Annotated in this window: 16 protein-coding genes; 9 read left to right on the top strand and 7 right to left on the bottom strand. The window is 68.2% G+C overall.

The window, feature by feature from the left end; translation table 11 throughout:
• Positions 1-31 precede the first annotated feature (31 nt).
• On the top strand, positions 32-2,746 hold the full coding sequence (gene acnA, locus ABZ930_RS15820) for an aconitate hydratase AcnA (protein WP_361547556.1): 2,715 nt from the start codon (positions 32-34) through the stop codon (positions 2,744-2,746).
• 84 nt (positions 2,747-2,830) lie between these two features.
• Here acnA and ABZ930_RS15815 read toward each other — a convergent pair whose 3' ends face one another.
• The 3 genes from ABZ930_RS15815 to ABZ930_RS15805 form a co-directional block, all read right to left on the bottom strand.
• Complete coding sequence (locus ABZ930_RS15815; protein WP_361547553.1) at positions 2,831-3,937, bottom strand: hypothetical protein; 1,107 nt, start codon at positions 3,935-3,937, stop codon at positions 2,831-2,833.
• Between the two features lie 195 nt (positions 3,938-4,132).
• Positions 4,133-5,911, bottom strand: coding sequence for a ThuA domain-containing protein (locus ABZ930_RS15810; protein ID WP_361547550.1), 1,779 nt, complete (start codon positions 5,909-5,911; stop codon positions 4,133-4,135).
• A 22-nt stretch (positions 5,912-5,933) separates the two neighbouring features.
• Positions 5,934-8,777: a PQQ-dependent sugar dehydrogenase gene (locus ABZ930_RS15805; protein ID WP_361547589.1), complete on the bottom strand. Its 2,844-nt coding sequence runs from the start codon at positions 8,775-8,777 to the stop codon at positions 5,934-5,936.
• 723 nt (positions 8,778-9,500) lie between these two features.
• On the opposite strand from ABZ930_RS15805, the gene ABZ930_RS15800 reads away from it, so the two are divergent.
• Positions 9,501-9,902: a hypothetical protein gene (locus ABZ930_RS15800; protein WP_361547547.1), complete on the top strand. Its 402-nt coding sequence runs from the start codon at positions 9,501-9,503 to the stop codon at positions 9,900-9,902.
• A gap of 7 nt (positions 9,903-9,909) precedes the next feature.
• Here ABZ930_RS15800 and ABZ930_RS15795 read toward each other — a convergent pair whose 3' ends face one another.
• Positions 9,910-10,458, bottom strand: a complete 549-nt coding sequence (locus ABZ930_RS15795; protein WP_361547544.1) for a DinB family protein — start codon at positions 10,456-10,458, stop codon at positions 9,910-9,912.
• Between the two features lie 74 nt (positions 10,459-10,532).
• Here ABZ930_RS15795 and ABZ930_RS15790 point away from each other — a divergent pair, with 74 nt between their 5' ends.
• Entirely contained in the window at positions 10,533-11,186 is a 654-nt protein-coding gene (locus tag ABZ930_RS15790; protein ID WP_361547541.1) for a dihydrofolate reductase family protein, read from the top strand.
• A gap of 13 nt (positions 11,187-11,199) precedes the next feature.
• On the opposite strand, the gene infA is transcribed toward ABZ930_RS15790, so the two are convergent.
• From infA to ABZ930_RS15775, 3 genes are all read right to left on the bottom strand, one after another.
• Complete coding sequence (gene infA, locus ABZ930_RS15785) at positions 11,200-11,424, bottom strand: translation initiation factor IF-1 (RefSeq protein ID WP_111662430.1); 225 nt, start codon at positions 11,422-11,424, stop codon at positions 11,200-11,202.
• Positions 11,424-12,188 carry a GNAT family N-acetyltransferase gene (locus ABZ930_RS15780; protein WP_361547536.1) on the bottom strand — a complete coding sequence of 255 codons (765 nt, stop codon included), beginning with the start codon at positions 12,186-12,188 and terminating at the stop codon, positions 11,424-11,426. The genes infA and ABZ930_RS15780 overlap by 1 nt, the downstream gene beginning before the upstream one ends.
• A gap of 492 nt (positions 12,189-12,680) precedes the next feature.
• Positions 12,681-16,529, bottom strand: coding sequence for a GH92 family glycosyl hydrolase (locus ABZ930_RS15775; RefSeq protein ID WP_361547533.1), 3,849 nt, complete (start codon positions 16,527-16,529; stop codon positions 12,681-12,683).
• A gap of 517 nt (positions 16,530-17,046) precedes the next feature.
• Here ABZ930_RS15775 and ngcE point away from each other — a divergent pair.
• From ngcE to ABZ930_RS15745, 6 genes are all read left to right on the top strand, one after another.
• Positions 17,047-18,495, top strand: a complete 1,449-nt coding sequence (gene ngcE / locus ABZ930_RS15770; RefSeq protein ID WP_361547530.1) for an N-acetylglucosamine/diacetylchitobiose ABC transporter substrate-binding protein — start codon at positions 17,047-17,049, stop codon at positions 18,493-18,495.
• A gap of 75 nt (positions 18,496-18,570) precedes the next feature.
• Entirely contained in the window at positions 18,571-19,494 is a 924-nt protein-coding gene (locus ABZ930_RS15765; RefSeq protein ID WP_361547527.1) for a sugar ABC transporter permease, read from the top strand.
• Positions 19,494-20,429, top strand: coding sequence for a carbohydrate ABC transporter permease (locus tag ABZ930_RS15760; RefSeq protein ID WP_361547524.1), 936 nt, complete (start codon positions 19,494-19,496; stop codon positions 20,427-20,429). Before ABZ930_RS15765 ends, ABZ930_RS15760 begins: the two co-directional genes overlap by 1 nt.
• A 229-nt stretch (positions 20,430-20,658) precedes the next feature.
• Positions 20,659-21,870, top strand: a complete 1,212-nt coding sequence (locus ABZ930_RS15755; protein ID WP_361547521.1) for an ROK family transcriptional regulator — start codon at positions 20,659-20,661, stop codon at positions 21,868-21,870.
• A 133-nt stretch (positions 21,871-22,003) separates the two neighbouring features.
• Positions 22,004-23,119, top strand: a complete 1,116-nt coding sequence (locus ABZ930_RS15750) for a substrate-binding domain-containing protein (protein ID WP_361547586.1) — start codon at positions 22,004-22,006, stop codon at positions 23,117-23,119.
• 227 nt (positions 23,120-23,346) lie between these two features.
• Positions 23,347-24,138, top strand: coding sequence for an ATP-binding cassette domain-containing protein (locus ABZ930_RS15745; RefSeq protein WP_361547518.1), 792 nt, complete (start codon positions 23,347-23,349; stop codon positions 24,136-24,138).
• Positions 24,139-24,155 lie beyond the last annotated feature (17 nt).

Here is a 24,155-nt window from a genome sequence, read left to right as displayed (position 1 = left end):
TGGAACGCGCACATATATGAAGGAGACTGTCGTGTCGGCGAACAGCTTCGACGCCCGCAGCACGCTCAGCGTGGGCGACGAGTCGTACGAGATCTTCAGGCTGGACAAGGTCGAGGGCTCTGCTCGCCTTCCCTACAGCCTCAAGGTCCTTCTGGAGAACCTGCTCCGCACCGAGGACGGCGCGAACATCACCGCCGACCACATCCGTGCGCTCGGCAACTGGGACTCCCAGGCGCAGCCCTCGCAGGAGATCCAGTTCACGCCGGCCCGCGTGATCATGCAGGACTTCACCGGCGTGCCCTGTGTCGTGGACCTCGCGACCATGCGTGAGGCCGTCAAGGAGCTCGGCGGCGACCCGGCGAAGGTCAACCCGCTCTCCCCGGCCGAGCTGGTCATCGACCACTCCGTCATCGCCGACAAGTTCGGCACGAAGGACGCCTTCGGCCAGAACGTCGAGCTGGAGTACGGCCGCAACCGCGAGCGCTACCAGTTCCTGCGCTGGGGCCAGACCGCGTTCGACGACTTCAAGGTCGTCCCGCCGGGCACCGGCATCGTGCACCAGGTCAACATCGAGAAGCTGGCCCGCACGGTCATGGTTCGCAACGGCCAGGCCTACCCGGACACCCTGGTCGGCACCGACTCGCACACCACGATGGTCAACGGCCTGGGCGTGCTCGGCTGGGGCGTCGGCGGCATCGAGGCCGAGGCCGCCATGCTCGGCCAGCCGGTCTCCATGCTGATCCCGCGCGTCGTCGGCTTCAAGCTGACCGGCGAGCTCCCGGCCGGCACCACCGCCACCGACCTCGTGCTCACGATCACCGAGATGCTGCGCAAGCACGGCGTCGTCGGCAAGTTCGTCGAGTTCTACGGTGAGGGCGTCGCCGCCACCTCGCTGGCCAACCGCGCCACCATCGGCAACATGTCGCCGGAGTTCGGCTCCACCGCCGCGATCTTCCCGATCGACGACGAGACCCTGAACTACCTGCGCCTGACCGGCCGCGACGCCCAGCAGGTCGCGCTCGTCGAGGCGTACGCCAAGGAGCAGGGCCTCTGGCTCGACCCGGCCGCCGAGCCCGACTTCTCGGAGAAGCTGGAGCTCGACCTCTCCACGGTCGTCCCCTCGATCGCCGGCCCGAAGCGCCCGCAGGACCGCATCGTCCTCGCGAACGCCTCGCAGCAGTTCGCCGTCGACGTGCGCAACTACGTCGCCGACGATGAGGAGGCCGGCAAGGAGTCGTTCCCGGCGTCCGACGCCCCGGCGCACACCAACGGCGTCCCGTCGAACCCGGTCACCGTGACCGCCCCCGACGGCACCACGTACGAGCTGGACCACGGCGCCGTCACCGTCGCCGCGATCACCTCCTGCACCAACACCTCGAACCCGTACGTGATGGTGGCCGCGGCCCTCGTCGCGAAGAAGGCCGTCGAGAAGGGCCTGACCCGCAAGCCGTGGGTCAAGACCACCCTCGCCCCGGGCTCGAAGGTCGTCACCGACTACTTCGACAAGTCGGGTCTCACCCCGTACCTGGACAAGGTCGGCTTCAACCTCGTCGGTTACGGCTGCACCACCTGCATCGGCAACTCGGGCCCGCTGCCCGAGGAGGTCTCGAAGGCCGTCAACGACCACGACCTCGCCGTCACCTCGGTCCTCTCCGGCAACCGGAACTTCGAGGGCCGCATCAACCCCGACGTCAAGATGAACTACCTGGCGTCCCCGCCGCTGGTCGTCGCGTACGCCATCGCCGGTTCGATGAAGGTCGACATCACCAAGGACGCGCTCGGCGTCGACCAGGACGGCAAGCCCGTCCACCTGGCCGACATCTGGCCGACCGAGGCCGAGGTCAACGACGTCGTCGCCAACTCGATCGGCGAGGACATGTTCAACAAGTCCTACTCCGACGTCTTCGCGGGCGACGCCCAGTGGCAGGCGCTGCCGATCCCGACCGGCAACACCTTCGAGTGGGACACCGAGTCCACCTACGTCCGCAAGCCCCCGTACTTCGAGGGCATGACGATGGAGACCACCCCGGTCTCGGACATCACGGGCGCCCGCGTCCTGGCCAAGCTGGGCGACTCGGTCACCACCGACCACATCTCCCCGGCCGGTGCCATCAAGGCCGACACCCCGGCCGGCAAGTACCTCACCGAGCACGGTGTGGAGCGTCGTGACTTCAACTCCTACGGCTCGCGCCGAGGCAACCACGAGGTCATGATCCGCGGCACGTTCGCCAACATCCGCCTGCGCAACCAGCTCGCGCCGGGCACCGAGGGCGGCTACACCCGCGACTTCACCCAGGCCGACGCGCCGGTCTCGTTCATCTACGACGCCTCGCGCAACTACATCGACCAGGGCACCCCGCTGGTCATCCTGGGCGGCAAGGAGTACGGCTCCGGCTCGTCCCGCGACTGGGCCGCCAAGGGCACCGCGCTCCTCGGCGTCAAGGCCGTCATCACCGAGTCGTACGAGCGCATCCACCGCTCGAACCTCATCGGCATGGGCGTCCTGCCGCTCCAGTTCCCGGAGGGCCAGAACGCCGACTCCCTCGGCCTGACCGGCGAGGAGACCTTCTCCTTCACCGGCGTCGAGGAGCTGAACAACGGCTCGACCCCGAGCACGGTGAAGGTCACGACCGACACCGGCGTGGAGTTCGACGCGGTCGTCCGCATCGACACCCCCGGCGAGGCGGACTACTACCGCAACGGCGGCATCATGCAGTACGTGCTGCGCAACCTGATCCGCAACTAAGCGACAGGGTGCAGTAGTTGGGGCCGCGTCCCGGGTTCGCCCGGGGCGCGGCCCTTTCGCGTCTCCGGTGGGCGGCCGGGGCCGTCAGCGGAGGGTGCGGAGGAAGACGTCCGCCTTGCCGTTGGTGTCGTCGGGGACGAGGTCCTCGGCCGTGGACCGGAAGACCACACTGCGTCCGCCGGCGCTGACCGAGTCGATCACGGCCGTGGCGGGGCCGTCGGTGACGGTCTCGTCGGCGCCCGTCTGCAGGTCGCGCAGCGTCAGCGGGGCCGGCCCGGTCGTACCGGACGGAGTGTGCAGAAGGTAGCGGCCGGTGGGGTCGATGGCGACGCCCTTCACGCCCGATACCTGCTGGGTGGTGCCGGAGGCGACGTCGTGGACGTACGTGTCCGGGCCCGAGAGGTAGACGATCTTGCTGCCGTCGTCACTGAGCTGGACGAGTTCGGCCGCCCTGTCCGGGCCCTCGATCGGGTAGGCGACGCTGTTGTCGGCCCAGTCCCACAGGAGGATGTCCTGCTCTCCGCCGTCCTGGTAGGCGAGACGGGTCCCGTCACCGCTGAGGGACGGCCGGATCGGTGCGGTGTTGTGGATGACGTCGACGGTCTGCAGTTCGCCGGTGTCCGGTCTGCGGACCTCGACGCGCTGATTCTGCTCCGGGTACCTGAAGCGGACAGTGAACGCCTGATGGCTTTCGCTCGCGCCCATGGACGCCTCGCAGGTCAGGAGCGAACAGGTGTAGGCGGACGACCAGCCCAGGCTCAGATGGTTCTGGTACAGGGCCGTCGAGTCGAACCTGGGTGCCAGATAGGCGAGGACCTGCCCGTCGCTGCTGAGCATGGGCGGCGCCATCGCCGGCCCGCCGAACTGCCGGTTCTCCCCCGTCGTCAGATCGCGGACGAACACCCGGTCGTTCCTGCCCGTGTTGCCCGGGGTGAGGTTGTTCGCGAACGAGGCGAAGACGACGCGGTCGCCGGCCGGTGTGATCGACACGTCGGTGGAATCGTCGTTGGCCTGGGTGCCGTCGGCCGCGACGCTGAGCCTCTCGACGCCGACGGCGCGGGCGTCGGCACCGTCGGAGGTCCCGGCCCAGGCCGCTCCGGGCAGGGCCGCCGTGATCACACAGACCACGGCCGCCGCGCTCAGGGCGACCCGCCCGCGTCTGCCTGCAACCCGCTTGCTGCTTCCTCGCATGTCTCCCCCAGACACCTTGCGCCTCGGTACCCCGTACGGAGAACCACCGACATGCAAGCGTCACAGAGCGACGCGGTCAACGCGTAGATGCGCCAGAAGGCTTGGCGGGACGTACGGTTTCGGTCAACCGAGAACCGACCGCGGAGAAACCGACGCGCCGTCGAGCGCGCCGGTTTCACCTAGGCCCTTTCCCGGCTACGGAAGGGTCCACTTCTGGTTGGGGCCGGTGTGGCAGGTCCACAGGTGGACCGGTGTGCTGTCGTTCCACGTACCGCCCGAGGCGTCCAGGCACTTGGCCGACTGCGGATTGCGGACGGTGCCGTCGGACTGCGCCACCCACTTCTGGGCGCCCGAGCCGTTGCACGCGTAGAGCTGGACCTTCGTCCCGTCCGCGTTCCCACCGCCGGAGATGTCGAGGCATTTGCCCAGGGCCCGCAACGTCTGGTCAGCGGCCACCGTCCACTGCTGCGCCCCCGACGTGTTGCACGTGTAGATCTGGATCTGCGTACCGTCCGCGGTCGCCGCGCCCCGCACGTCCAGACACTTGCCGTTCACCCCCTTCACCAGCCCCGTACGAGGGGTGGAGGGCGGTGTGCCCGATGTCTTGACGCGAACGTTGCGGAACGCCACGTCGTCGCCGGTCCCGTGGTTCTGGAGGCCGATGTAGCCCTGCTTCAGGCTGCGGGCGGGATCGGTGTTGGTGAAGTCGTTGATCTTCCGGCCGTTCAGGAAGATCTCCAGCCGCTCGCCGGTGACACGGAGCTCGTAGGTGTTCCACTCGCCCGGCGGGTTCAGCGCGGCGTCGCGTGCCGCGAGATCGGCCGACTTGAAGCCGTAGACCGATCCCGTGGTGCGGTCGGCCGAGTCCGTCGCGTCGATCTGGATCTCGTAGCCGTTGTTCACCGCCGACCACGGGTCGTCGGAGGCCGGAAAGCCCACGAACACACCGGAGTTGTCGTCGCCGGCCATCCGCCAGTCCAGCTTGAGGCTGTAGTCGCCGGTGAACTCCTTCGCCTGGTACCAGAGCATGCCCAGACCGTCGTACGAGGTCAGGGACCCGTCGGCCAGGGTGAAGCCGCCCGGTCCCGCCTGCTTCCAGCCGGTGGTGGAAGAGCCGTCGAACAGTGGGGTGTAGCCGGTCTCCGGCCGGCAGTCCGCCTCGGTCATGCCGGCGGCCCAGCGGATCCCGCCGAGCAGGTGCCGGGTGAAGGCGGGGTCCGTGTACGACTCCTCGGTGTGACCGCTCCCGGTGTAGAAGGCACGGCCGCCCTGGTAGTCCTTGCACCAGGCGATCGGATGGTCGCCCGACATTGCGCCGCCGGAGTAGCTGGACTCGTCGAGCGAGGCCAGCACATGGGCCGACGTGCGGGGATTGGTGCGGTAGTTGTACCACTCGTCCGTACGCTGCCACGTCGTCGGCAGATGGGCCGTGGCGTCGTGCGCGCGGTCCTCCACCTTGACCGTCGCGGACTGGATCGCCGGATGCGACTGGAACAGCGCCCCGGCGAGACCCTCGTAGAAGGTCCAGTCGTACTCGGTGTCGGCGGCGGCGTGGACGCCCACGTAACCGCCGCCGCCCTTGATGTAGCCCTCGAACGCGGTCTGCTGCGCGCCGTCGAGCACGTCTCCGGTCGTCGAGAGGAACACGACCGTCTTGTACTGGCCGAGGTTGCCCGTCGTGAAGGCCGTCGCGTTCTCGGTCGCGTCGACGGTGAAGTTGTTCGCCGCGCCGAGTCCGCGCAGCGCCGTGATGCCCTCGTCGATCGACGAGTGCCTGAAGCCCGCCGTCTTGGAGAAGACGAGCACCTTGTACGCCGGATCGGCGGCGGCCGCGGCCGTCCGTTCGGCGGGTTGCGCCACGGCCTGCGGGCTCAGGAGCAGAGCCGAGCCCGCGCACAGGGCGAGCAGGGTCCTTGCCGCGGTCCGGCTGAGGAAACGTGGTCGTGCGGCAGGTCTGGTACGTCTGGTACGCATGATGGGGTGCACCTCCGTCGCGTTAGGGCAGCGTCCAGCGCTGGTTGGCCTCGCCGTGGCAGGTCCACAGGTGGACCGGTGTGCTGTCGTTCCACGTACCGCCGGAGGCGTCCAGGCACTTGGCCGACTGGGGATTGCGGACCGTGCCGTCCGACTGCGCCACCCACTTCTGCGCGCCCGAGCCGTTGCACGCGTACAGCTGGACCTTCGTCCCGTCCGCGCTCCCACCGCCGGAGATGTCCAGGCATTTGCCCAGGGCCCGCAACGTCTGGTCAGCGGCCACCGTCCACTGCTGCGCCCCTGACGTGTTGCACGTGTAGATCTGGATCTGCGTACCGTCCGCGGTCGCGGCGCCCCGTACGTCCAGGCACTTGCCGTTCACCCCCTTCACCGGCCCCGTACGAGGGGCGGCTCCCTTCGTGAAGGAGAACTCGTCGACGTCGAACAGTGAACCGGAGCCGCCCTTGAAGACGAGGTACAGGGTCGTGGAGGCCGCCGGCTGGTTGCTCAGGCCGGCGGTCACGTCCTGGAAGGTCTCCCAGTCGCCGGTCACCGGCACGGCGGCCGTGCCGAGCAGCGTCCCGGTGGCCGAGCCCGCCCGGACCTCGATCGTGCCGCCGGTGCCGGCCGAGGACACCCTCGCGGTGAACCTGGTGGCATTGGCCAGGGCGTACGGGGTGAAGGAGATCCAGTCGCCGTTCTCGATGTGGCCGACCGTCCTGCCGCCGTGCGCCGGGGTGTGGCTGACGACCTGGACCCCCGAGGACGCGGAGTAGTGCTCGCCCTGGCGGTGGCTCGGCTGGACGATGCGCTGGTCGTGGGAGGTCAGCGCGGGCTGGCCGTTCGCGCCCTTGTCGGTGTACTCCGCGTCGACGACGCCGAAGATGTTGGCGTTGGGGTCGTGCTCGCCGTCGGCCAGGGTCTGCAGGGTGCCGGAGCAGCCGGTCGTCGAGGTCTGCGGGTGGCCGTGGCTGTCGTGGCCGACGATGAAGGTGACCTTGACCTTCGCGCAGTCGATCGTGCCGTCCTCGGGATCGGTCACCGTCACCCGGTACGGGATCGCGTCGCCGAAGTCGTGTATCGCGCCGTTCAACGGCAGTTCGACCTTGACCGTCGGCGCCGTGTTCCCGACGGTGATCTGCACCGACGCGGTGGCCGACTTGCCGGTCGCGTCCGTCGCCTTCAGCGTCGCCGTGTACTGGCCGTTCGCGGTGTACGTGTGCGAGGGGTTGGCCGCCGTGGAGGTCCCGCCGTCGCCGAACGTCCACGCGTACGTGAGCGCGTCGCCGTCGGCGTCGGAGGTGCCCGCGGAGGAGAAGGCGACGGCGAGCGGCGCCTTGCCCGAGGTGACGTTCGCCTTCGCCTGCGCCACCGGGGCGTGCCCGCCGGTGACGTGCTCGATGCGGTACAGGGCGGAGTTGGCGTCACCGTTGAAGTAGCCCGTGCCGTAGTCCAGGACGTAGAGCGCGCCGTCCGGTCCGAAGGCCATGTCCATCACCTGCGTGCCGCTCCACGGGAAGGCGTTGACGGACTGCACGGTGCCGTCTCCGGCCTGCTCGATGCGCTTGATCCACCGGCGGCCGAACTCTCCGGCGAAGAAGTCCCCGTCGTAGGACTCGGGGAACTTCACGTCGGAGGTCGACGCGGCGTCGTAGCGGTAGACGGGTCCGCCCATCGGGGACTCGGAGCCGGAGCCGAACTCGGGCACCGAGCCGCCGTCGTACGGGATCCAGGCGGCCTGTGCCGGGGGCAGGTCGGTGAGTCCGGTGTTGCGCGGGGAGTTGTTCTTGGGGGCGGCGCAGTCGAACCTGGCGCCGGACGTGCCGGCGGCGAAGTCGTAGTCGACGTAGGCGTCGTTCTTGCCGGTGCAGTACGGCCAGCCGAAGTTGCCGGCCTTGGTGATCCGGGCGAACTCGACCTGGCCCGCGGGGCCCCGGCCGGCGTTCGCGGTTCCGGCGTCGGGGCCGTAGTCGCCCACGTAGACGATCCCGGTGGTCTTGTCGACGCTCATCCGGAACGGGTTGCGGAAGCCCATCGCGTAGATCTCGGGGCGCGTCCTGGCGGTGCCCGGGGCGAAGAGGTTGCCCGACGGGTTCGTGTACGAGCCGTCCGCTTGGACCTTGATGCGCAGGATCTTGCCGCGCAGGTCGTTGGTGTTGCCCGCACTGCGCTGGGCGTCGTACGCAGGGTTGCGCGAGGCGCGCTCGTCGATCGGCGTGTAGCCGTCCGAGGCGAACGGATTGGAGTCGTCGCCCGTGGAGAGGTAGAGGTTGCCGGCTCTGTCGAAGTCGATGTCGCCGCCGACGTGGCAGCAGATACCGCGGGATGCGGCGACGTCGAGGATCTTCTTCTCGCTGGCCAGGTCGAGGGTGCCGTCCTGCTTGAGGACGAAGCGGGACAGCCGGTTGACACCGTCGAAGGGGGCGAAGTCGGCTGCGGTGCCGTCGGCCGGAGCGTCGCCGCCGGGCGTACTCGACTTCGGTGCGTAGTACAGGAACACGAAGCGGTTGGCGGAGAAGCCGGGGTCGATGCCGACCCCTTGCAGGCCCTCCTCGTCGTGGCTGTAGACGTCGAGCTTTCCGGACACCTTGGTGGTGCCGGCGGCGTCGGTCAGCCGCAGCGTTCCGTCGCGTGAGGTGTGCAGGACCGAACGGTCCGGCAGGACGGCCATGGTCATGGGCTCGCCGGTCTCGGCCACCCCCTTGGCCAGGGTGACCTGCTGGAACTCCTCGGCTGCCGCCGCCTGTTCGGGCTCTGCGGCCACCGCGACCGGGGTCAGTGCGCCGGCGGCGAGGAGGGCCGAGCCGAACAGCGCGAGGAGTCGGTGGCGGGGTCTGGGGCGTGGAGCTCTCGTGGATCCGGGCATGCGTCTGCGCACGGGTGCCTCCCGTAGGAAGGTGAAGGCTTGAACGGCCTGAGCAGGACGTGCAGAGGGAGAACTCGGCGCGCGCCGTTGCGCCACTGAGACCCGGCCCTCTCATGGAGTTGACGGGTTCATCACAGGAAGCTAGCGGCCTTGGTCTGCTCCCGGAAGAGTTGGGACGCACTCCGGGTGCTCTTTCGCCACGGACGGGACAAAGGAGTGGGTGCGAACCCCGAACCTCCGTCGCGGACTACGCCGCCCTCCCCCTGAAGGCGGGCCCCACACGGGTGAGAACAAGCCCCTCCGCATCAGGGGTCAATCGCCCCCGATGCCCGCTTTTATTCGCCTCAAGCAACAGTTTCCATCATGCAACTTGGAGAAGTGGCTGCAAAATGTGGCCGGAAATGCTCAACTCCGCGACTGGCGAGGCGAAAAGAGTCGGGTGAGGGTTCAGATCGCGTCAGGTCCAGACCGGGTATATATGCTCTTTGCCCGTGATGACGCCCTGGTTTGCCCGACCGTGCCCCAGTTGGGGCGATGGGCAAAGTTGACTCCCGGCTCTGGCACGCGCGTAGAACCTGCTGGCCGGATCACGCCCCGACGCGCACACTGACTCCGCCCCACCACCTGTTCGCCTGCCCCACGCAGGTCCCAGCCGTGCGTGCCCCACCTCGCCAGGCCCTCGCCCCGCCGCCCCTTGTCGCGGCGCTGAACGCAGGAGCACCTGTGCACACCGATCACCCCACTCTCCGCGGCAGCCGCGGGACCCGCGTCACCGGCCGGTTGCTCTGCACGAGCCTGGGTGCGGCCATGGTGGTCTCGGCGCTCGACGTGACCGTCTCCGCGCACCTTCCCGCGTGGTGGCCCGTGGTCTGGACAGTCCTCTGGTCGGCCGTGCCGGTCTCGGCGGTCGCCTGGGCCGTCGCCCGCTGTCGCGAGAAGCGCTCAGACGCGATGGCCGGTGGTGACGGCGGCGAGGACGCGGTGGCCGCGCTTCTTGACGGACTTCCGGTACAGGCGCCACGCGCCATGGACGAACAGCAGGCCGAACACACGGGCCCCGGCGAGCATGAGGCGCGAGCTGAACGACCAGCTCGGACAGGCGATTCCCGCCAGGGCTGCAAGTAGCGCGCCGCTACTGGCCCACCCGGCCGTCGATCCGCTCGCGCAGAAGATCCGCGTGGCCGCTGTGGCGGGCGTACTCGTCGATGCGGTGGACCAGCAGTTCCCGGATCGCGACCTGGTCCCTGCCCACACGCTCGCCCAGGTCCCTGAACTCGGCCAGCGCCGCGTCCGTCTCCGCCTGCTCGCGCTCCAGGTCGGCGTACGCGGCGTCGACCACGGCCTGTTCGGGTACGGCTCCGTGGAAGTCCGCATCCTTGGGGCCGTAGAGCTTCGGCAGCGGCTCGTCCAGGGTCAGCCAGGTGCGCCAGTCCCGCTCCACCTCGGCCAGGTGCCGGATCAGACCGAGCAGGGACATCGTCGACGGCGGGACCGACCGGGTGGCCAGCTGCTCCGGGTCCAGGCCCTCGCACTTCATCCGCAGGGTGAGGCGATAGCCCGTCAGGAAGTCGTCCAGCGTCGCCCGTTCGCCCTCCGGAGCGTCGTCGCTGTCGCGCGGGTCGTCGTCCGGGTCGACCCACATGTCGGGGTGGACGGTGGCCTGTGTCCAGCGTTCGATCATGCGTCGCAGCATGCCACGGGACACGCGGCGCGTGGAGGTGCGATGCGTCCTCCGGTCCGGCAGAGTCTGTCTCCATGACCGACCAACTGCTGCGTGTCCAGAACTTCAATGTGTCCGGCGACGGCTTCGGCGCGGGGGAGGGGCAGAGCTTCGAGCGGCCGTTCGGGCATGCCGATCCGCGCGTCCTCATGGCCTGGTGCGGGGAGACCGCCAGCTGGCTGATGCGCAGCGAACCGGGCGGCAGCCGCGGCATCGACGACTACCTGGTCCGGGACTACGCCCGCAACATCGGCGCCGAGATCATGGGCCGCGGCAAGTTCGGCCCGCAGAAGGGGGCCTGGGAGGATCTCGAGTGGCAGGGCTGGTGGGGTGACGAACCGCCGTTCCATACGCCGGTGTTCGTGATGACCCACCACCCCCGCCCCTCGATCACCCTCTCCGACACCACGTTCCACTTCGCCGACGCCGACCCGGCGACCGTCCTCGCCCAGGCGCGCGAGGCGGCCCGGGGCAAGGACGTCAGGCTCGGCGGCGGCGCCACGACCATCCGCCGGTTCCTCGACGCCGACCTCGTCGACACCCTGCACGTGGCGGTCTCGACGGGCGTGCGGCTCGGCTCGGGATCCCGCCTGTGGGAATCGCCGGACGAGCTGCGCGACCGGTTCCACCTGGACGTGGTGCCGAGTCCGGGCGGCGACGTGGTGCATCACCTGTTCTGGCGCAAGTGAGCGCCGGGTCGGGTCAGTTGCGGTACCGGTAGAGGATCCGGCCGCGCGTCAGGTCGTAGGGGCTGAGCTCCACCAGGACGCGGTCGAACGGAAGGATCTTGATGTAGTTCTTCCGGATCTTGCCGCTGATGTGGGCGAGCACCTTGTGCCCGTTGGTGAGCTCGACCTGAAAGCTGGCGTTGCGTAGGCACTCGGTGACGGTGCCCTCGATCTCGATACCCGGGTTTGTCTTCGGCATCAGTGAAGTACGACCTCCAGATTGGTTCCGACGCGTTCCGCGCCGATGGTGGTGAACAGTGTGACGGCCCGCGCGTTCGCCTCGCCGACCTCGGCCGTCGCAGCCGGGACGCCCGAGGCGTGCAGCGTGCCCAGTACGTCGGCCAGGAGCGCCCGCGCGATCCCGCGCCGCTGCCGGTCCTCCCGTACGGCGATGAGCCCGATCCTCGGCTGCCGGGGAACCGGCGCCACCCGCGTCAGCCCCACGTACCGGCCGCCCTCGACGGCCACCGCGTACTTCGTCGGGTCGACCACGGTGGCGTCGTCGAGACGCGGCAGCACCTCCGCCGGCATCTCCCGCCAGCCGAGACCGGCCCCGACCTCGGCCCGGACCGTACGGTCCAGCTCACGCAGGGGGTCCTTCTCCGCCGCGCCGAGGGGGAGGATCGTCACGCCCTCGGGCGGGCGCGCCGAGCCGAGGCCGGTGAGCTGCGGGTCGGTGGGCACCCGGTAGACGAACTCGGTGCGCGCGGGGGTGAATCCCGCCCGGTCCCACTGGGACGTCAGCGCGGGGTCGGCCGTGTCGACCATCGTGTACAGCGGCCTCGGCAGATCCGCCAGCATCGCCGCCGCGAGCTGGTCGAACGCCGTGTCGTGCCAGGAGTCGATGCTCAGGAAGATCCGGCCGTCGTGCCTGCGCCAGGTCTCGCCCCGGCCGACCACCTGATCGTCCTCCAGCGCGTGCCAGTGCCCGTCGGCGACGCGCGTGATCTCTGTCGTGTCCATAGGTCTCTGCCTCTCGGAATCGCCCAGTACGGGCGCTCCCGGCGACCTATGTCAGTGGCCGGCCCGTGAGAAGGAGGAGAGCACCCACGTGCGTACTGCTGTCATGGGTCCCACCTCCTGGGCGTGCGTCACGGTTCGCGGTCGACTGTAGGCGCCGCGATGCCGTCCCGTCCACGCAATTAAGCGCGGGGCAGCTCCAGGAAGGCGGCCCAGGCGCTCGTGGCGACCGTCACGGCGCGCCACAGGGCCCGGACGGTCGGCAGCGTGCCGCGCAGCTCGGCCGGCATCGCCCCGTCCGGCTCGACCGCGACGACCTCGGCGCCCAGTTCACCGCGGCCCGTGCGTAGTCCGGTCGGTGCTCGGCGTAGGCATCGGCGGCGGCGCCGAACGACGAGGCGTGCAGCGGCAGTTCGTCCCGGTCCATGCGTCGACGCCACAAAAGCAGCGGGCCCCGCCGGAAGATCCCGACGGGGCCCGCGATGCGAACGGCGGCTACGACAGCAGCTCCACCTCCGCCACGGTCGCCGCGCCACCCGTGAACACCAGGCGGTAGTGCGCGTACGAACCAGGCTTCGGCACCGAGAACGCCCGGGTCTGCTTGTCCCAGGCGAAGGACTCGCCGGCGCGCTCGTCGAGCGTCTTCCAGGTCGTGCCGTCGGCCGACGCCTCCAGCTTCCAGCCCGTCGGGGCCTTCGCGTGGTCGTCGGACGTCAGCGTGTACTGCACGGCCTTCGTACCGTCCGCCGGGACCGGCAGATCCGCGGACTCCACGCTCGCCGACGTCGACGAGGTGTTGTCGAAGAGCGGACCGGAGCCCGTGATCGCGTCCTTGCGGGGCGAGGCCACCTTGTCGTCCTTGGTGATGGACGTCGGTCCGGCGTCCTTGCCCGTGCCCCACGACGACGGCTTGTCGCCCATGGCGAACTCGACGACACCGCCCTTGGAGACGACCGAGTTCGGCAGCGAAGTCTTCGACCACGTCTTGCCGTTGACCTTCACACCCTGCACGTAGATGTTCTTGGCGCTGTTCTTCGGCGCCTTGACGACCAGGTCGTGGCCGTTCTCCAGGTGCAGGGTCATCTTGGTGAACTGCGGGGAGCCGATGGCGAATTCGCCGCTGCCCATGACGAGCGGGTAGAAGCCCATGGAGGAGAAGAGGTACCAGGCCGATTGCTCGCCGTTGTCCTCGTCGCCGTGGTAGCCCTGCCCGATCTCGGAGCCGGTGTAGAGGCGGGACAGCACCTCACGCACGTTCTTCTGCGTCTTCCACGGCTGGCCGGCCGCGTCGTACATGTACGTGACGTGGTGCGCGACCTGGTTGGAGTGGCCGTACTGGCCCATCCGGACGTCACGCGCCTCGGTCATCTCGTGGATGACACCGCCGTACGACCCGGCGACGTCCGCCGAACCGGTCTCCGGCGTCGAGAAGTACGTGTCCAGCTTCTTGGCCAGACCGGCCGTGCCGCCGTACAGGTTCGCGAGGCCCTTGGTGTCCTGCACCGCGGTGAAGGCGTAGCCCCACCCGTTCGTCTCGGTGTAGTCGTAGCCCCAGATCGCCGGGTTGAAGTCCTCCGACTTCACCCGCCAGTCGCCCTTGGCGCTCTTGCCCTGGAAGAAGCCCGTACCGGCGGCCTTGTCGTCGAACATGTTGACGTAGTCGCGGGCCCGGTTGAGGAAGTACTCCGACTCCTCCTGGTACTGCTTCTTGCCGGTCTTCTTGTAGAGGGCCTGGCCCATCTGCGCGATGCCGTAGTCGTTGAGGTATCCCTCGAGGGCCCACGACATGCCCTCGTGCGTGTCCGTCGACGTGTAGCCGAGGAACGGCGAGGTGTCCATGCCCTTGCGGCCCACACCCGACTGCGGCGGCACCACGGTCGCGTTCTTCACGGCCGCCTTGTACGCGTCCTCCGCGTCGAAGTCCACGCCCTTGACGTACGCGTCGGCGAACGCCACGTCCGACGACGTGCCCGTCATCAGGTCCGCGTAACCGGGCGAGGACCAGCGCGAGATCCAGCCGCCGTCCTTGTACTGCTGCACGAACCCGTCGACCATCTCACCCGCCTTGTCCGGCGTGAGCAGCGAGTACGCGGGCCACGTCGTCCGATAGGTGTCCCAGAAGCCGTTGTTGACGTACGGCTTGCCCTCGACGATCTTCGCGCCGGTGTGCGTCGGCGTGTCCGGGCCCGTCATCGCGGTGAACGGCGACGCGTACTTGTACGTCGACTTGCCGTCCGAACGGACCTTCTCGAAGGCCGAGTTGGGGTAGAGGTAGAGGCGGTAGAGCGAGGAGTACAGCGTCGTGAGCTGGTCCTGCGTGGCGCCCTCGACCTCCACCTTGTTCATGATCTTGTCCCACTGGGCGCGCGCCGCGTTCTTCACCGAGGTGAAGGACCGGTTCCCGGGGATCTCCTGCGCCAGGTTGTCCTTCGCCTGGTCGATGGAGATCAGCGAGGTCGCCAGGCGCAGCGTGACCGTGCGGTCCTTGCCCGCGTCGAAGGTGAAGTGCCCCTTCACCCCGGACGCGTCGGCGTCCTTGACCGCCTTGTCGAAGACGCCGTACACGAACAGGCGGGTGGCGCCCGTCGACAGACCCGACTTCACGTCCGAGTAGCCGGTGACGACACCGCTGTCCTTGTCGAGCGTCAGCCCGCCCTGCTCGGAGACGTTGTCGAAGATCACGCTCGCGTCGTCGCCCGGGTAGCTGAAGCGCAGCGCGGCGGCGTGGTCGGTCGGCGCCATCTCCGCCGTCACACCGTTCTCGAACGTCACGCCGTAGTAGTACGGGCGGGCCGTCTCGTTGTCGTGCTTGAACGGCAGGGCCCGGCCGGAGCGCGAGGTGTCCAGTTTGTCGCCGGACGTCGCCGACGGCATGATCTGGAACGTCTGGCGGTCACCCATCCACGGGCTCGGCTCGTGGCTCGCCGCCAGCGCCTCCATGGTGGGCAGGTTGTCCGCGTTGTTGTCGCGCGCGTAGTCGTACAGCCAGCTGTCCGAGCCCGCGTTCGTCACCGGCGTCCAGAAGTTGAACCCGTTCGGGACGGCCGCCGCCGGGAACGTGTTGCCCCGCGAGAACCCGCCGCTGGAGTTCGTGCCGCGCGTCGTCGACGCGTAGTCGCTCAGGTGCGCCTTGGGCGCGGCCGGCCGTGCCTGCTTCACCGAGATGTCGTCGAGCCAGCCGCGGAACTTCGCCGGGCCCTTCGCCGAGTCGTACCCGACGAGGATCCGGTCGATCGTCTTCCCGGCCGCGACCGACCCGATCGACGACTTCACGGCGTTCCACTGATTCACGTACAGCCGCTTGGCGTCGCCCTGGCCGCGCGGGGTCAGCAGACCGCCGTTCGAGTCGACCGCCTTCAGGTCGCTCAAGTACGTGCCGTCGGTGAAGGCGAGGTCGACCGAGACGTTCGTGGCGTCGTAGTCGCGGTCGCCGTCCGCCATCTGCGGGAAGATCTTGTACGACAGCTCGGTGTTCCGCGCCACCGCCACATCGACGTCGAAGACCTTGTTGTACGAGTACGCGCGCCCGTCGGTCTTGTGCGTGCCCGCGTAGCGCAGCGCGTACTTGCCCGTGAAGCCCGCGCCCGCCTTCGCCGTCGGCGAGCCGCTGGGGCCCTTGTCGACGAGCGAGAGCATGTCCTCGGGCGCGGGCGCCTGCTCGTCGCCCGTGGAGAGCTGGAGGTCCGCCAGCTGGGTCGCGTCGCTCGCGCCGTTGTTCTTCGTGAACTCGATGCGGAAGTGCGCGTACTCGGCAGGCTTGTCCAACTGGTACGTCTTCGTCTGGAACCGTTTGTCGAAGCTCTCGCCCGTGCGGGAGTCGAGCGTGGTCCAGTCCTTGCCGTCCGTCGACCCCTTGAGGACCCAGTCCTTCGGGTCGCGCTCGTCGTGGTCGTTGGCCGACGTCAGCGCGTAGTTGGTGATCTTGAGCGCGGTGTCGAGGTCGTACTCGACCCAGGAGGTCGGCGTGAACGCCAGCCACTTCGTGCTCGACTCGCCGTCGGTGAGATTGGCCGCGACCTCGCCGCTGCCGCTGTTCTCGCCGCTGGCCCGGACCTCGGTCACATGACCGTTCACATTGCCCGGAACTCCACCGGTGTAGGCGCCGTCGACCCCGGAGGACCGTTTGCTGCCGTCCGGGGCGGTGTCGACCGTGTTCAGCCAGTCGGGGACGGGTTGCCCCGCTTCGAAGGAGGAGCTGAACTCCTTCTCGGCGTGCGGCTTGTGGGGCGACGCCGCGACCGCGGCACCCTGCCCGGCGGCCGTGAGCACCAGCGCGGCCGCGCCCAGGGCGGCCGTGGAGGCGAATCTGTGTCGGGTTCTTCTGCCCTGCGTGAGGCCCTGCATGAGGTGTGTACCCTCCGACGACCGTAGACAACGTTGTCAGTTCGCTGCGCAAGGTCCAGTAGGGCGTCAAGTGACGGTTGGTGTCAAGGGTGTTGGAAGCCAGTGCGCGGGCGGGGTACGCGGGACGAAAATCCGAGCCCGCGTACATCCTTTGTAAACAAGGAAGTTGGGGCTGTCGACAACGCCCGCAGTGCGGCTTATTTCCGGGAGGTCTCAACTCGGAAAAGACCGACGTCCAAACCTGCATTCGATCTTGCCCAGTTCACAGGGAGTGGACTATACCTGTCGGCGTCCGGCCAGGCCCGAGTTCAGGCCGAGGCGGGACCGGGGGCGGGGGGAAACGGCGGGGCGCGCGGAGCGTCCCGGTATCCGTGCATCACCAGGCTTTCCGGAACGTTGCGCACCACCCAGCTCCATCTGCGTTCCCCCTCATCAGGGGCACAACACAGCACATCACCGCGGTGCCGGGGAGGATCCGGTTCACCGCCTGAGTCCTGGAGAAGGCGAGGACTTGAGCATGGGATCCACTTCCGACCAGCACGGTAACGGTGGCGTCGGCCGTCGCACTCTGATCAAGCGTTCCGCGGCCCTCGGCATCGCCGCCGTGCCGGCCGCGGGCCTGCTGTCCGCCTGCGCGAGCGGCGACAGCGGCAGTGACGACAAGGTCAAGAAGGGCACCAAGTCCAAGAACAACCCGCTGGCGGTCAACGCGAGCGCGGCGCTGTCCGTGACCATCTTCGACGGCGGTTTCGGCACCAAGTACGCCACCGACGCCAACGCCGAGTACAAGAAGGCGTTCCCGAAGGCGAAGGTCAACTTCCACGCGACGCAGAAGATCCAGTCGGAGCTTCAGCCGAAGTTCAACGGCGGCACCCCGCCGGACCTGATCGACAACTCGGGCGCCGAGCAGATGGACATGGGCGTCCTCGTCGGCAAGAAGCAGCTCGCCGACCTGACCCCCCTGCTCGACGCGCCGTCCATCGACGACCCGAGCAAGAAGGTTCGCGACACCCTGCGGCCGGGCATCGTGGAGATGGGCCAGTTCGACGGCGACCCGGTGTGGATCATGTACTACGCGTACACGGTCTACGGCGTCTGGTACTCGCAGACGGCCCTGGAGAAGCTGGACTCGGAGTACCCCGAGGACTGGGACGCGATGCTCGCCCTGTGTGCCAAGGCGAAGAAGAAGGGCATCGCCGGCTGGACGTACGCGGGCAAGTACCCGTACTACCTGCCGTTCTCGCTGTACCCGTTCATCGCGAAGATCGGTGGCCGCGAGGTCCTCGACAAGATCGACAACCTGGAGCCGAACGCCTGGAAGGACCCGGCCGTCAAGGCCGCCTTCGAGGCGTACTACGAGCTCTACAAGAAGGGCTACATCCTCAAGGGCACGCCCGGTATCGACCACATCCAGTCGCAGACCGAGTGGGCCAAGGGCAAGGCGCTGTTCATCCCGAACGGCTCGTGGGTGGAGAACGAGTCGGCGAAGGTCATCCCGAAGGACTTCAACCTCGCGGTCGGCGCGCCCTCCGGCCTCGACAAGAGCGACAAGATGCCGTTCGGCACCATCTGGGCGTCCGGCGGTGAGCCGTTCATCGTCCCGGCCAAGGCGGCGAACGTCGAGGGCGGCATGGAGCAGCTGCGCATCATGCTCAGCGAGGCCTCCTCGAAGAACTTCACCAGCCAGGTGAAGTCGCTGTCCGCCTTCAACGGCGGCACCGACGGCATCGAGCTGACCCCGGGTCTCAAGTCCGGTGTCGCGGCCCTGGAGAAGGCCGGCGACAACGTCGTCAACCCGCGCCTCCAGGACTGGTACGTCAAGCTCCAGAAGGAGCAGATCGGCGTCTCCGGTCTCGGCGAGATGATGGCGGGCCGTCTCACCCCGGCCGAGGCCATCAAGAAGATCCAGGCCTACGCGGACGCGGCGGCCAAGGACCAGTCGGTCAAGCACTACAAGCACCAGTAAGCGACAGGCGGAAGAACAGCACGTGCGCACACGTCCACTGGTGCGGCACCCGCACAGCGATCGGGGTCGGTAACCATGCAACACGGCAAGTACCGCTTCATTGTGGGGTTCTTGGTGGCCCCCCTGGCGTTGTACGCCATCTTCGTCATCTGGCCGTTCATCCAGTCGATCTACTACTCGTTCACCGACTGGACCGGACTGAGCCCCGACTTCAAGATGGTGGGCTTCGCCAACTACACGCGCCTGCTGCACGACGACATCTTCTGGAAGTCGCTGCAGCACAGTGTGATCTTCGTCGTGCTGTTGCCCCTGGTGACACTGAGCCTCGCGCTGTTCTTCGCCTTCATGCTGAACGTCGGGGGGCGGCGCCGTAAGGGCGCCGCCATCTCCGGCGTCCGCGGTTCCGGCTTCTACAAGATCGCGTACTTCTTCCCGCAGGTGCTCTCGATCGCGATCGTGTCCCTGCTGTTCCGCTTCATCTACAACCCCAGCGGCGGCCTGCTGAACTCGGCGCTCGACGCCGTCGGCCTCGGCAGCTTCCAGCCCCAGTGGCTGGGCGACCCGAGCTGGGCGCTCTGGGCGGTCATGGCCGTCCTGGTCTGGAGCACCGTCGGTTTCTTCGTTGTGCTCTTCTCCGCGGGCATGGCCTCCATCCCCAAGGACTTCTACGAGGCGGCGCTGCTCGACGGCGCCAGCCGCATCACGACCTTCTTCAAGATCACCCTGCCGCTGCTGTGGGACACCATCCAGTCCGGCTGGGTGTACATGGGCATCCTCGCCCTCGGCGCGGAGGCGTTCTCGGCGGTCAACATCATGACCGTCGGTCCCGGCGGCCCCGACTACTCGACCACCGTGCTGCCGCTGTACGTCTACCAGTCGGCGTTCCGTGATGCGAACGCCGCCTACGCGACCACCATCGGCGTCGCCCTCCTCATCGTCACGCTGCTGTTCGCGGCGATCGTGATGCGTCTTGGCCGGCGCGATCGGCTGGAGTACTGATGAAGACCACTGACACCCCGCCCCCCGTCGACCCGACGACGGACACCACCGGGAAGATCCCCGGCCAGCGCGTGGCCAAGGAGGACGCCCCGGGCTCGGGGAAGAGCATCACGGGCAGCAGCCTCAACGTCTTCTCGCACGGTGTCCTGATCATCTGGGCGATCATGGTGGCCCTGCCGCTGTTCTGGGCGGTCATGTCGTCCTTCAAGGACGACAACTCCATCCTGAGCACGCCGTGGGCGCTCCCCGACAAGCTGCACTTCGAGAACTGGTCGCGCGCCTGGTCGTCGGCGCACATGAGCGAGTACTTCCTCAACACGATCATCGTGGTGGGCTTCTCGCTGGTCGGCACGCTCGTGCTCGGCTCGATGGCGGCCTACGTCCTCGCGCGCTTCGAGTTCCCCGGCAACAGGTTCATCTACTTCCTGTTCGTCGGCGGCATGAGCTTCCCGATCATGCTGGCCCTGGTGCCGCTGTTCTACGTCATGAACAACATGCAGCTGTTGAACACGCTGCCCGGCCTGATCCTGGCCTACATCGCGTACTCGCTGCCGTTCACGGTGTTCTTCCTGACGTCGTTCTTCCGGACCCTGCCCTCGTCGATCGCGGAAGCCGCCTTCGTCGACGGCGCCTCCCACACCCGTACGTTCTTCCAGATCATGCTGCCGATGGCCAAGCCGGGCCTGATCAGCGTGGGCATCTTCAACTTCCTCGGGCAGTGGAACCAGTACATGCTGCCGACGGTCCTCAACACGGAGCCGGACAACCGCGTCCTCGCCCAGGGCCTGGTCGAGCTGGCCACCAGCCAGGGCTACAAGGGCGACTACTCCGGCCTCTTCGCGGGCCTGGTGATGGCGATGCTGCCCATCCTGGCCGCGTACATCGTCTTCCAGCGGCAGGTGGTGCAGGGGCTCACGGCGGGGGCGCTCAAGTAGAGCTCTCCACCGTCACGCGACCGGGCTCCGGCCCCGGGAGGAACGTCTCTCCGGGGCCGGAGCCCTGCGTGTGGAGGGGATACCGGCGGTAGCCCGGGGTGGACACGGCCTGGAACCGATTTCCGTCAAGGGCTTGACGGCAATAGCCGGTTCAGCAGAGCTTGGAGTTCATAACTTGTACAAGGTTCGGTCACCCACGGTGACGCGAGCCACGGATAAGGGTGGGTCAATGGAGACTCCGGGGTCGCAGTCGTCGCTGCACCGGGCCAATCTGGAGCGGGTCGTGCGCGCCGTACGCCTCGCCGGATCGCTCACGCAGGCGGAGATCGCGAGGACGACGGGCCTGTCCGCGGCGACCGTCTCCAACATCGTCCGGGAGCTCAAGGACGGGGGAACGGTCGAGGTGACGCCCACCTCGGCCGGCGGCCGCAGGGCCCGCAGCGTCTCGCTCAGCGGGGACGCGGGCATCGTCATCGGTGTCGACTTCGGCCACACGCACCTGCGCGTGGCGATCGGCAATCTCGCGCACCAGGTGCTCGCCGAGGAGTCCGAGCCGCTGGACGTGGACGCGTCCGCCGCGCAGGGCTTCGACCGCGCGGAGGAGCTGGTCGAGCGCCTGATCGCGGCGACCGGCGTGGACCGCACCAAGGTGGCCGGCGTCGGCCTCGGCGTACCGGGGCCCATCGACGTGGAGAGCGGCACGCTCGGCTCCACCTCGATCCTGCCGGGCTGGACCGGCACCCGGCCCGCCGAGGAGCTGAGCAGGCGGCTCGGCGTCCCGGTGCACGTGGACAACGACGCCAACCTGGGCGCGCTCGGCGAGCTGGTCTGGGGGAGCGGGCGCGGGGTCAGGGACCTCGCCTACATCAAGGTCGCCAGCGGCGTCGGCTCCGGTCTGGTGATCGAGGGCAAGATCTACCGCGGGCCCGGCGGCACGGCGGGCGAGATCGGGCACATCACGCTCGACGAGTCCGGCCCGGTCTGCCGCTGCGGCAACCGCGGCTGCCTGGAGACCTTCACCGCCGCCCGCTACGTCCTGCCGCTGCTCCAGTCCAGCCACGGCACCGACCTGACCATGGAGGGCGTCGTGCGGCTCGCGCGGGACGGCGACCCCGGATGCCGCCGCGTCATCGCGGACGTCGGCCGGCACATCGGCTCGGGTGTGGCCAATCTTTGCAATCTGCTCAACCCCAGCAGGGTCGTCCTCGGGGGCGATCTGGCGGAGGCCGGGGAGCTGGTCCTGGGGCCCATAAGGGAGTCTGTGAGCCGCTACGCGATCCCCAGCGCAGCCCGCCAACTCTCGGTCCTTCCCGGGGCGTTGGGCGGCCGTGCGGAGGTGCTCGGGGCGCTCGCCCTGGCGCTGAGTGAAATGGGCGATTCGACCCTTTTGGAAGGGATTGGCGGGGGCTCTGTTCCCGCAGCTACACCTGCCTTCACTTAGAGAACGCATGACACCGTTGCCATCTCGTTAAGTATTTACTCCTTGACGCTTGTGTTGCGGCCGAGTTGACTCCCAGCTACCTCGGCCGCAACGACGCGGCCTCGTCAGGGAGGTTTCTGAAGTGAACATGCGTATGCGTCGTGCGGCCTTTGCCTTCTGCGCCACCACCATGGCTGTCTCGCTCGCCGCCTGTGGCTCCGCCAAGGAGTCCAAGGACGACGGCGACAAGGCCAGCAGCGGCTCCAAGAAGGGCGACGCCATCACCGTCGGCCTGCTGCTCCCGGAGAACCAGACGGCTCGTTACGAGAAGTTCGACAAGCCGATCATCGAGAAGCAGATATCCGAGCTGACCAACGGCAAGGGCAAGGTCGAGTACCTCAACGCCAAGCAGGACGCTTCCCTGCAGTCGCAGCAGATCGACACGATGATCACCAAGAAGGTCGACGTCCTGATCCTGGACGCGGTCGACTACAAGGCCGTCGCCAACGGCGTGAAGAAGGCCAAGGACGCCGACATCCCCGTCGTCGCCTACGACCGCCTGGCCGAGGGCCCGATCGCCGCCTACACCTCGTTCGACAACACCGAGGTCGGCAAGACCCAGGGCAAGGCCCTGCTGGACGCCATGGGCTCGGACGCCAAGGCCAGCAGCAAGATCGTGATGATGAACGGCGCGATCACCGACCCGAACGCCAAGCAGTTCAAGGACGGCGCGCTCTCGGTGCTCAAGGGCAAGGTGGACATCGCCAAGTCCTACGACACCAAGGAGTGGAAGCCGGAGAACGCCAACGCCAACATGGAAGGCGCCATCTCCGCGATCGGCAAGGACAAGATCAAGGGCGTCTACTCCGCCAACGACGGCATGGCGGGCGGCATCATCACCGCGCTCAAGGGCGCGGGCCTGAGCAAGCTTCCCCCGGTCACGGGCCAGGACGCCGAGCTCGCCGGTGTGCAGCGCATCATCACCGGTGACCAGAACATGTCGGTCTTCAAGTCGTACCCGCAGGAGGCCGAGACCGTCGCCAAGATGGCCGTCGCGGTCGCCAAGACGGGCAAGATCGACTCCGCCGGTCTGACCACCAGCACGGTCGACAGCGGCACCGACAAGGGCATCGCCTCGGTCATCGTGCCGGTCGTCTCCCTGACGCAGAAGAACATCAAGGAGACCGTCATCGACCAGGGCTACTACACCCTGGACGAGATCTGCACGGCCAAGTACAAGTCGGCCTGCGACAAGCTCGGCCTGAAGTAAGCCGGACGGAGCCACCCCCGGGCCAGTGGGTCTTCCCGCCGGCCCGGTAACTCCTCCGTTCCGTACGGGACTTGCGCACTCCTCGCAGCAGCGCTCCCGTGGAAGACACGTCCGGCGCCCCGCCGCCGACAGCCCCGCAGCTCAACGGCGCGGCGCCGGACGGAACAACCCCCCTCATACTTCTTGGTTCAACCTCCCGCCGGGTCAGGCCTTTGGCGGCGAAGGAGATGGTTCACGTGTCCGCTACGCCTGTGCTGGCGTTGCGCGGGGTCTCGAAGCGATTCGGTGCCGTTCAGGCGCTCACCGATGTCGAGCTCGAGGTCCACGCCGGAGAGGTGGTCGCCCTGGTGGGCGACAACGGCGCCGGCAAGTCCACCCTGGTCAAGACGATCGCCGGCGTGCACCCCATCGATGACGGCGTCATCGAGTGGAACGGCAAGGCCGTCGCGGTCAACAAGCCGCACGACGCCCAGAACCTGGGCATCGCGACCGTCTACCAGGACCTCGCGCTGTGCGACAACCTCGATGTCGTCGGCAACCTGTTCCTGGGCCGTGAGATCAAGCGCCGCGGCGTCCTCGACGAGGTCGAGATGGAGCGTCGCGCCCGCGAGCTGCTCGACACGCTGTCGATCCGCATCCCGAGCGTGCGCATCCCGATCGCCTCGCTCTCCGGCGGTCAGCGCCAGGTCGTGGCCATCGCCCGCTCCATGCTCGGCGAGCCCAAGCTGGTCATCCTCGACGAGCCGACCGCGGCCCTCGGTGTCGAGCAGACCGCACAGGTCCTCGACCTCGTGGAGCGCCTTCGCGAGCGCGGTCACGCGGTCATCCTCATCAGCCACAACATGGCCGATGTGAAGGCCGTCGCCGACAAGGTCGCCGTGCTCCGGCTCGGCAGCAACAACGGCGTGTTCGAGGTCAAGACGACCTCGCAGGAAGAGATCATCTCCGCCATCACCGGCGCCACGGACAACGCCGTGACCCGTCGTGCGGCGCGCAGCAACGCGGAGGCTCAGAAGTGAGCATCGACAAGGGCTCC

Source organism: Streptomyces sp. NPDC046716 (genome assembly GCF_040645755.1).
Classification (GTDB): Bacteria; Actinomycetota; Actinomycetes; order Streptomycetales; family Streptomycetaceae; genus Streptomyces.
The sequence above is the reverse complement of the archived record's forward strand: the minus strand, read 5'-3'. Positions and strand labels throughout refer to the sequence as shown.

Coding starts and splice junctions, on each gene's coding strand:
- ABZ930_RS15760 (WP_361547524.1), top strand. CDS start 19,494: ATGAAGACCACTGACACCCCGCCCCCCGTCGACCCGACGACGGACACC.
- ABZ930_RS15775 (WP_361547533.1), bottom strand. CDS start 16,529: ATGCAGGGCCTCACGCAGGGCAGAAGAACCCGACACAGATTCGCCTCC.
- ABZ930_RS15815 (WP_361547553.1), bottom strand. CDS start 3,937: ATGCGAGGAAGCAGCAAGCGGGTTGCAGGCAGACGCGGGCGGGTCGCC.
- ABZ930_RS15805 (WP_361547589.1), bottom strand. CDS start 8,777: ATGCCCGGATCCACGAGAGCTCCACGCCCCAGACCCCGCCACCGACTC.
- ABZ930_RS15790 (WP_361547541.1), top strand. CDS start 10,533: ATGACCGACCAACTGCTGCGTGTCCAGAACTTCAATGTGTCCGGCGAC.
- ABZ930_RS15780 (WP_361547536.1), bottom strand. CDS start 12,188: ATGGACACGACAGAGATCACGCGCGTCGCCGACGGGCACTGGCACGCG.
- ABZ930_RS15810 (WP_361547550.1), bottom strand. CDS start 5,911: ATGCGTACCAGACGTACCAGACCTGCCGCACGACCACGTTTCCTCAGC.
- ABZ930_RS15755 (WP_361547521.1), top strand. CDS start 20,659: ATGGAGACTCCGGGGTCGCAGTCGTCGCTGCACCGGGCCAATCTGGAG.
- ABZ930_RS15765 (WP_361547527.1), top strand. CDS start 18,571: ATGCAACACGGCAAGTACCGCTTCATTGTGGGGTTCTTGGTGGCCCCC.
- ABZ930_RS15745 (WP_361547518.1), top strand. CDS start 23,347: ATGGTTCACGTGTCCGCTACGCCTGTGCTGGCGTTGCGCGGGGTCTCG.
- infA (WP_111662430.1), bottom strand. CDS start 11,424: ATGCCGAAGACAAACCCGGGTATCGAGATCGAGGGCACCGTCACCGAG.
- ABZ930_RS15795 (WP_361547544.1), bottom strand. CDS start 10,458: ATGATCGAACGCTGGACACAGGCCACCGTCCACCCCGACATGTGGGTC.
- ngcE (WP_361547530.1), top strand. CDS start 17,047: ATGGGATCCACTTCCGACCAGCACGGTAACGGTGGCGTCGGCCGTCGC.
- ABZ930_RS15750 (WP_361547586.1), top strand. CDS start 22,004: ATGCGTCGTGCGGCCTTTGCCTTCTGCGCCACCACCATGGCTGTCTCG.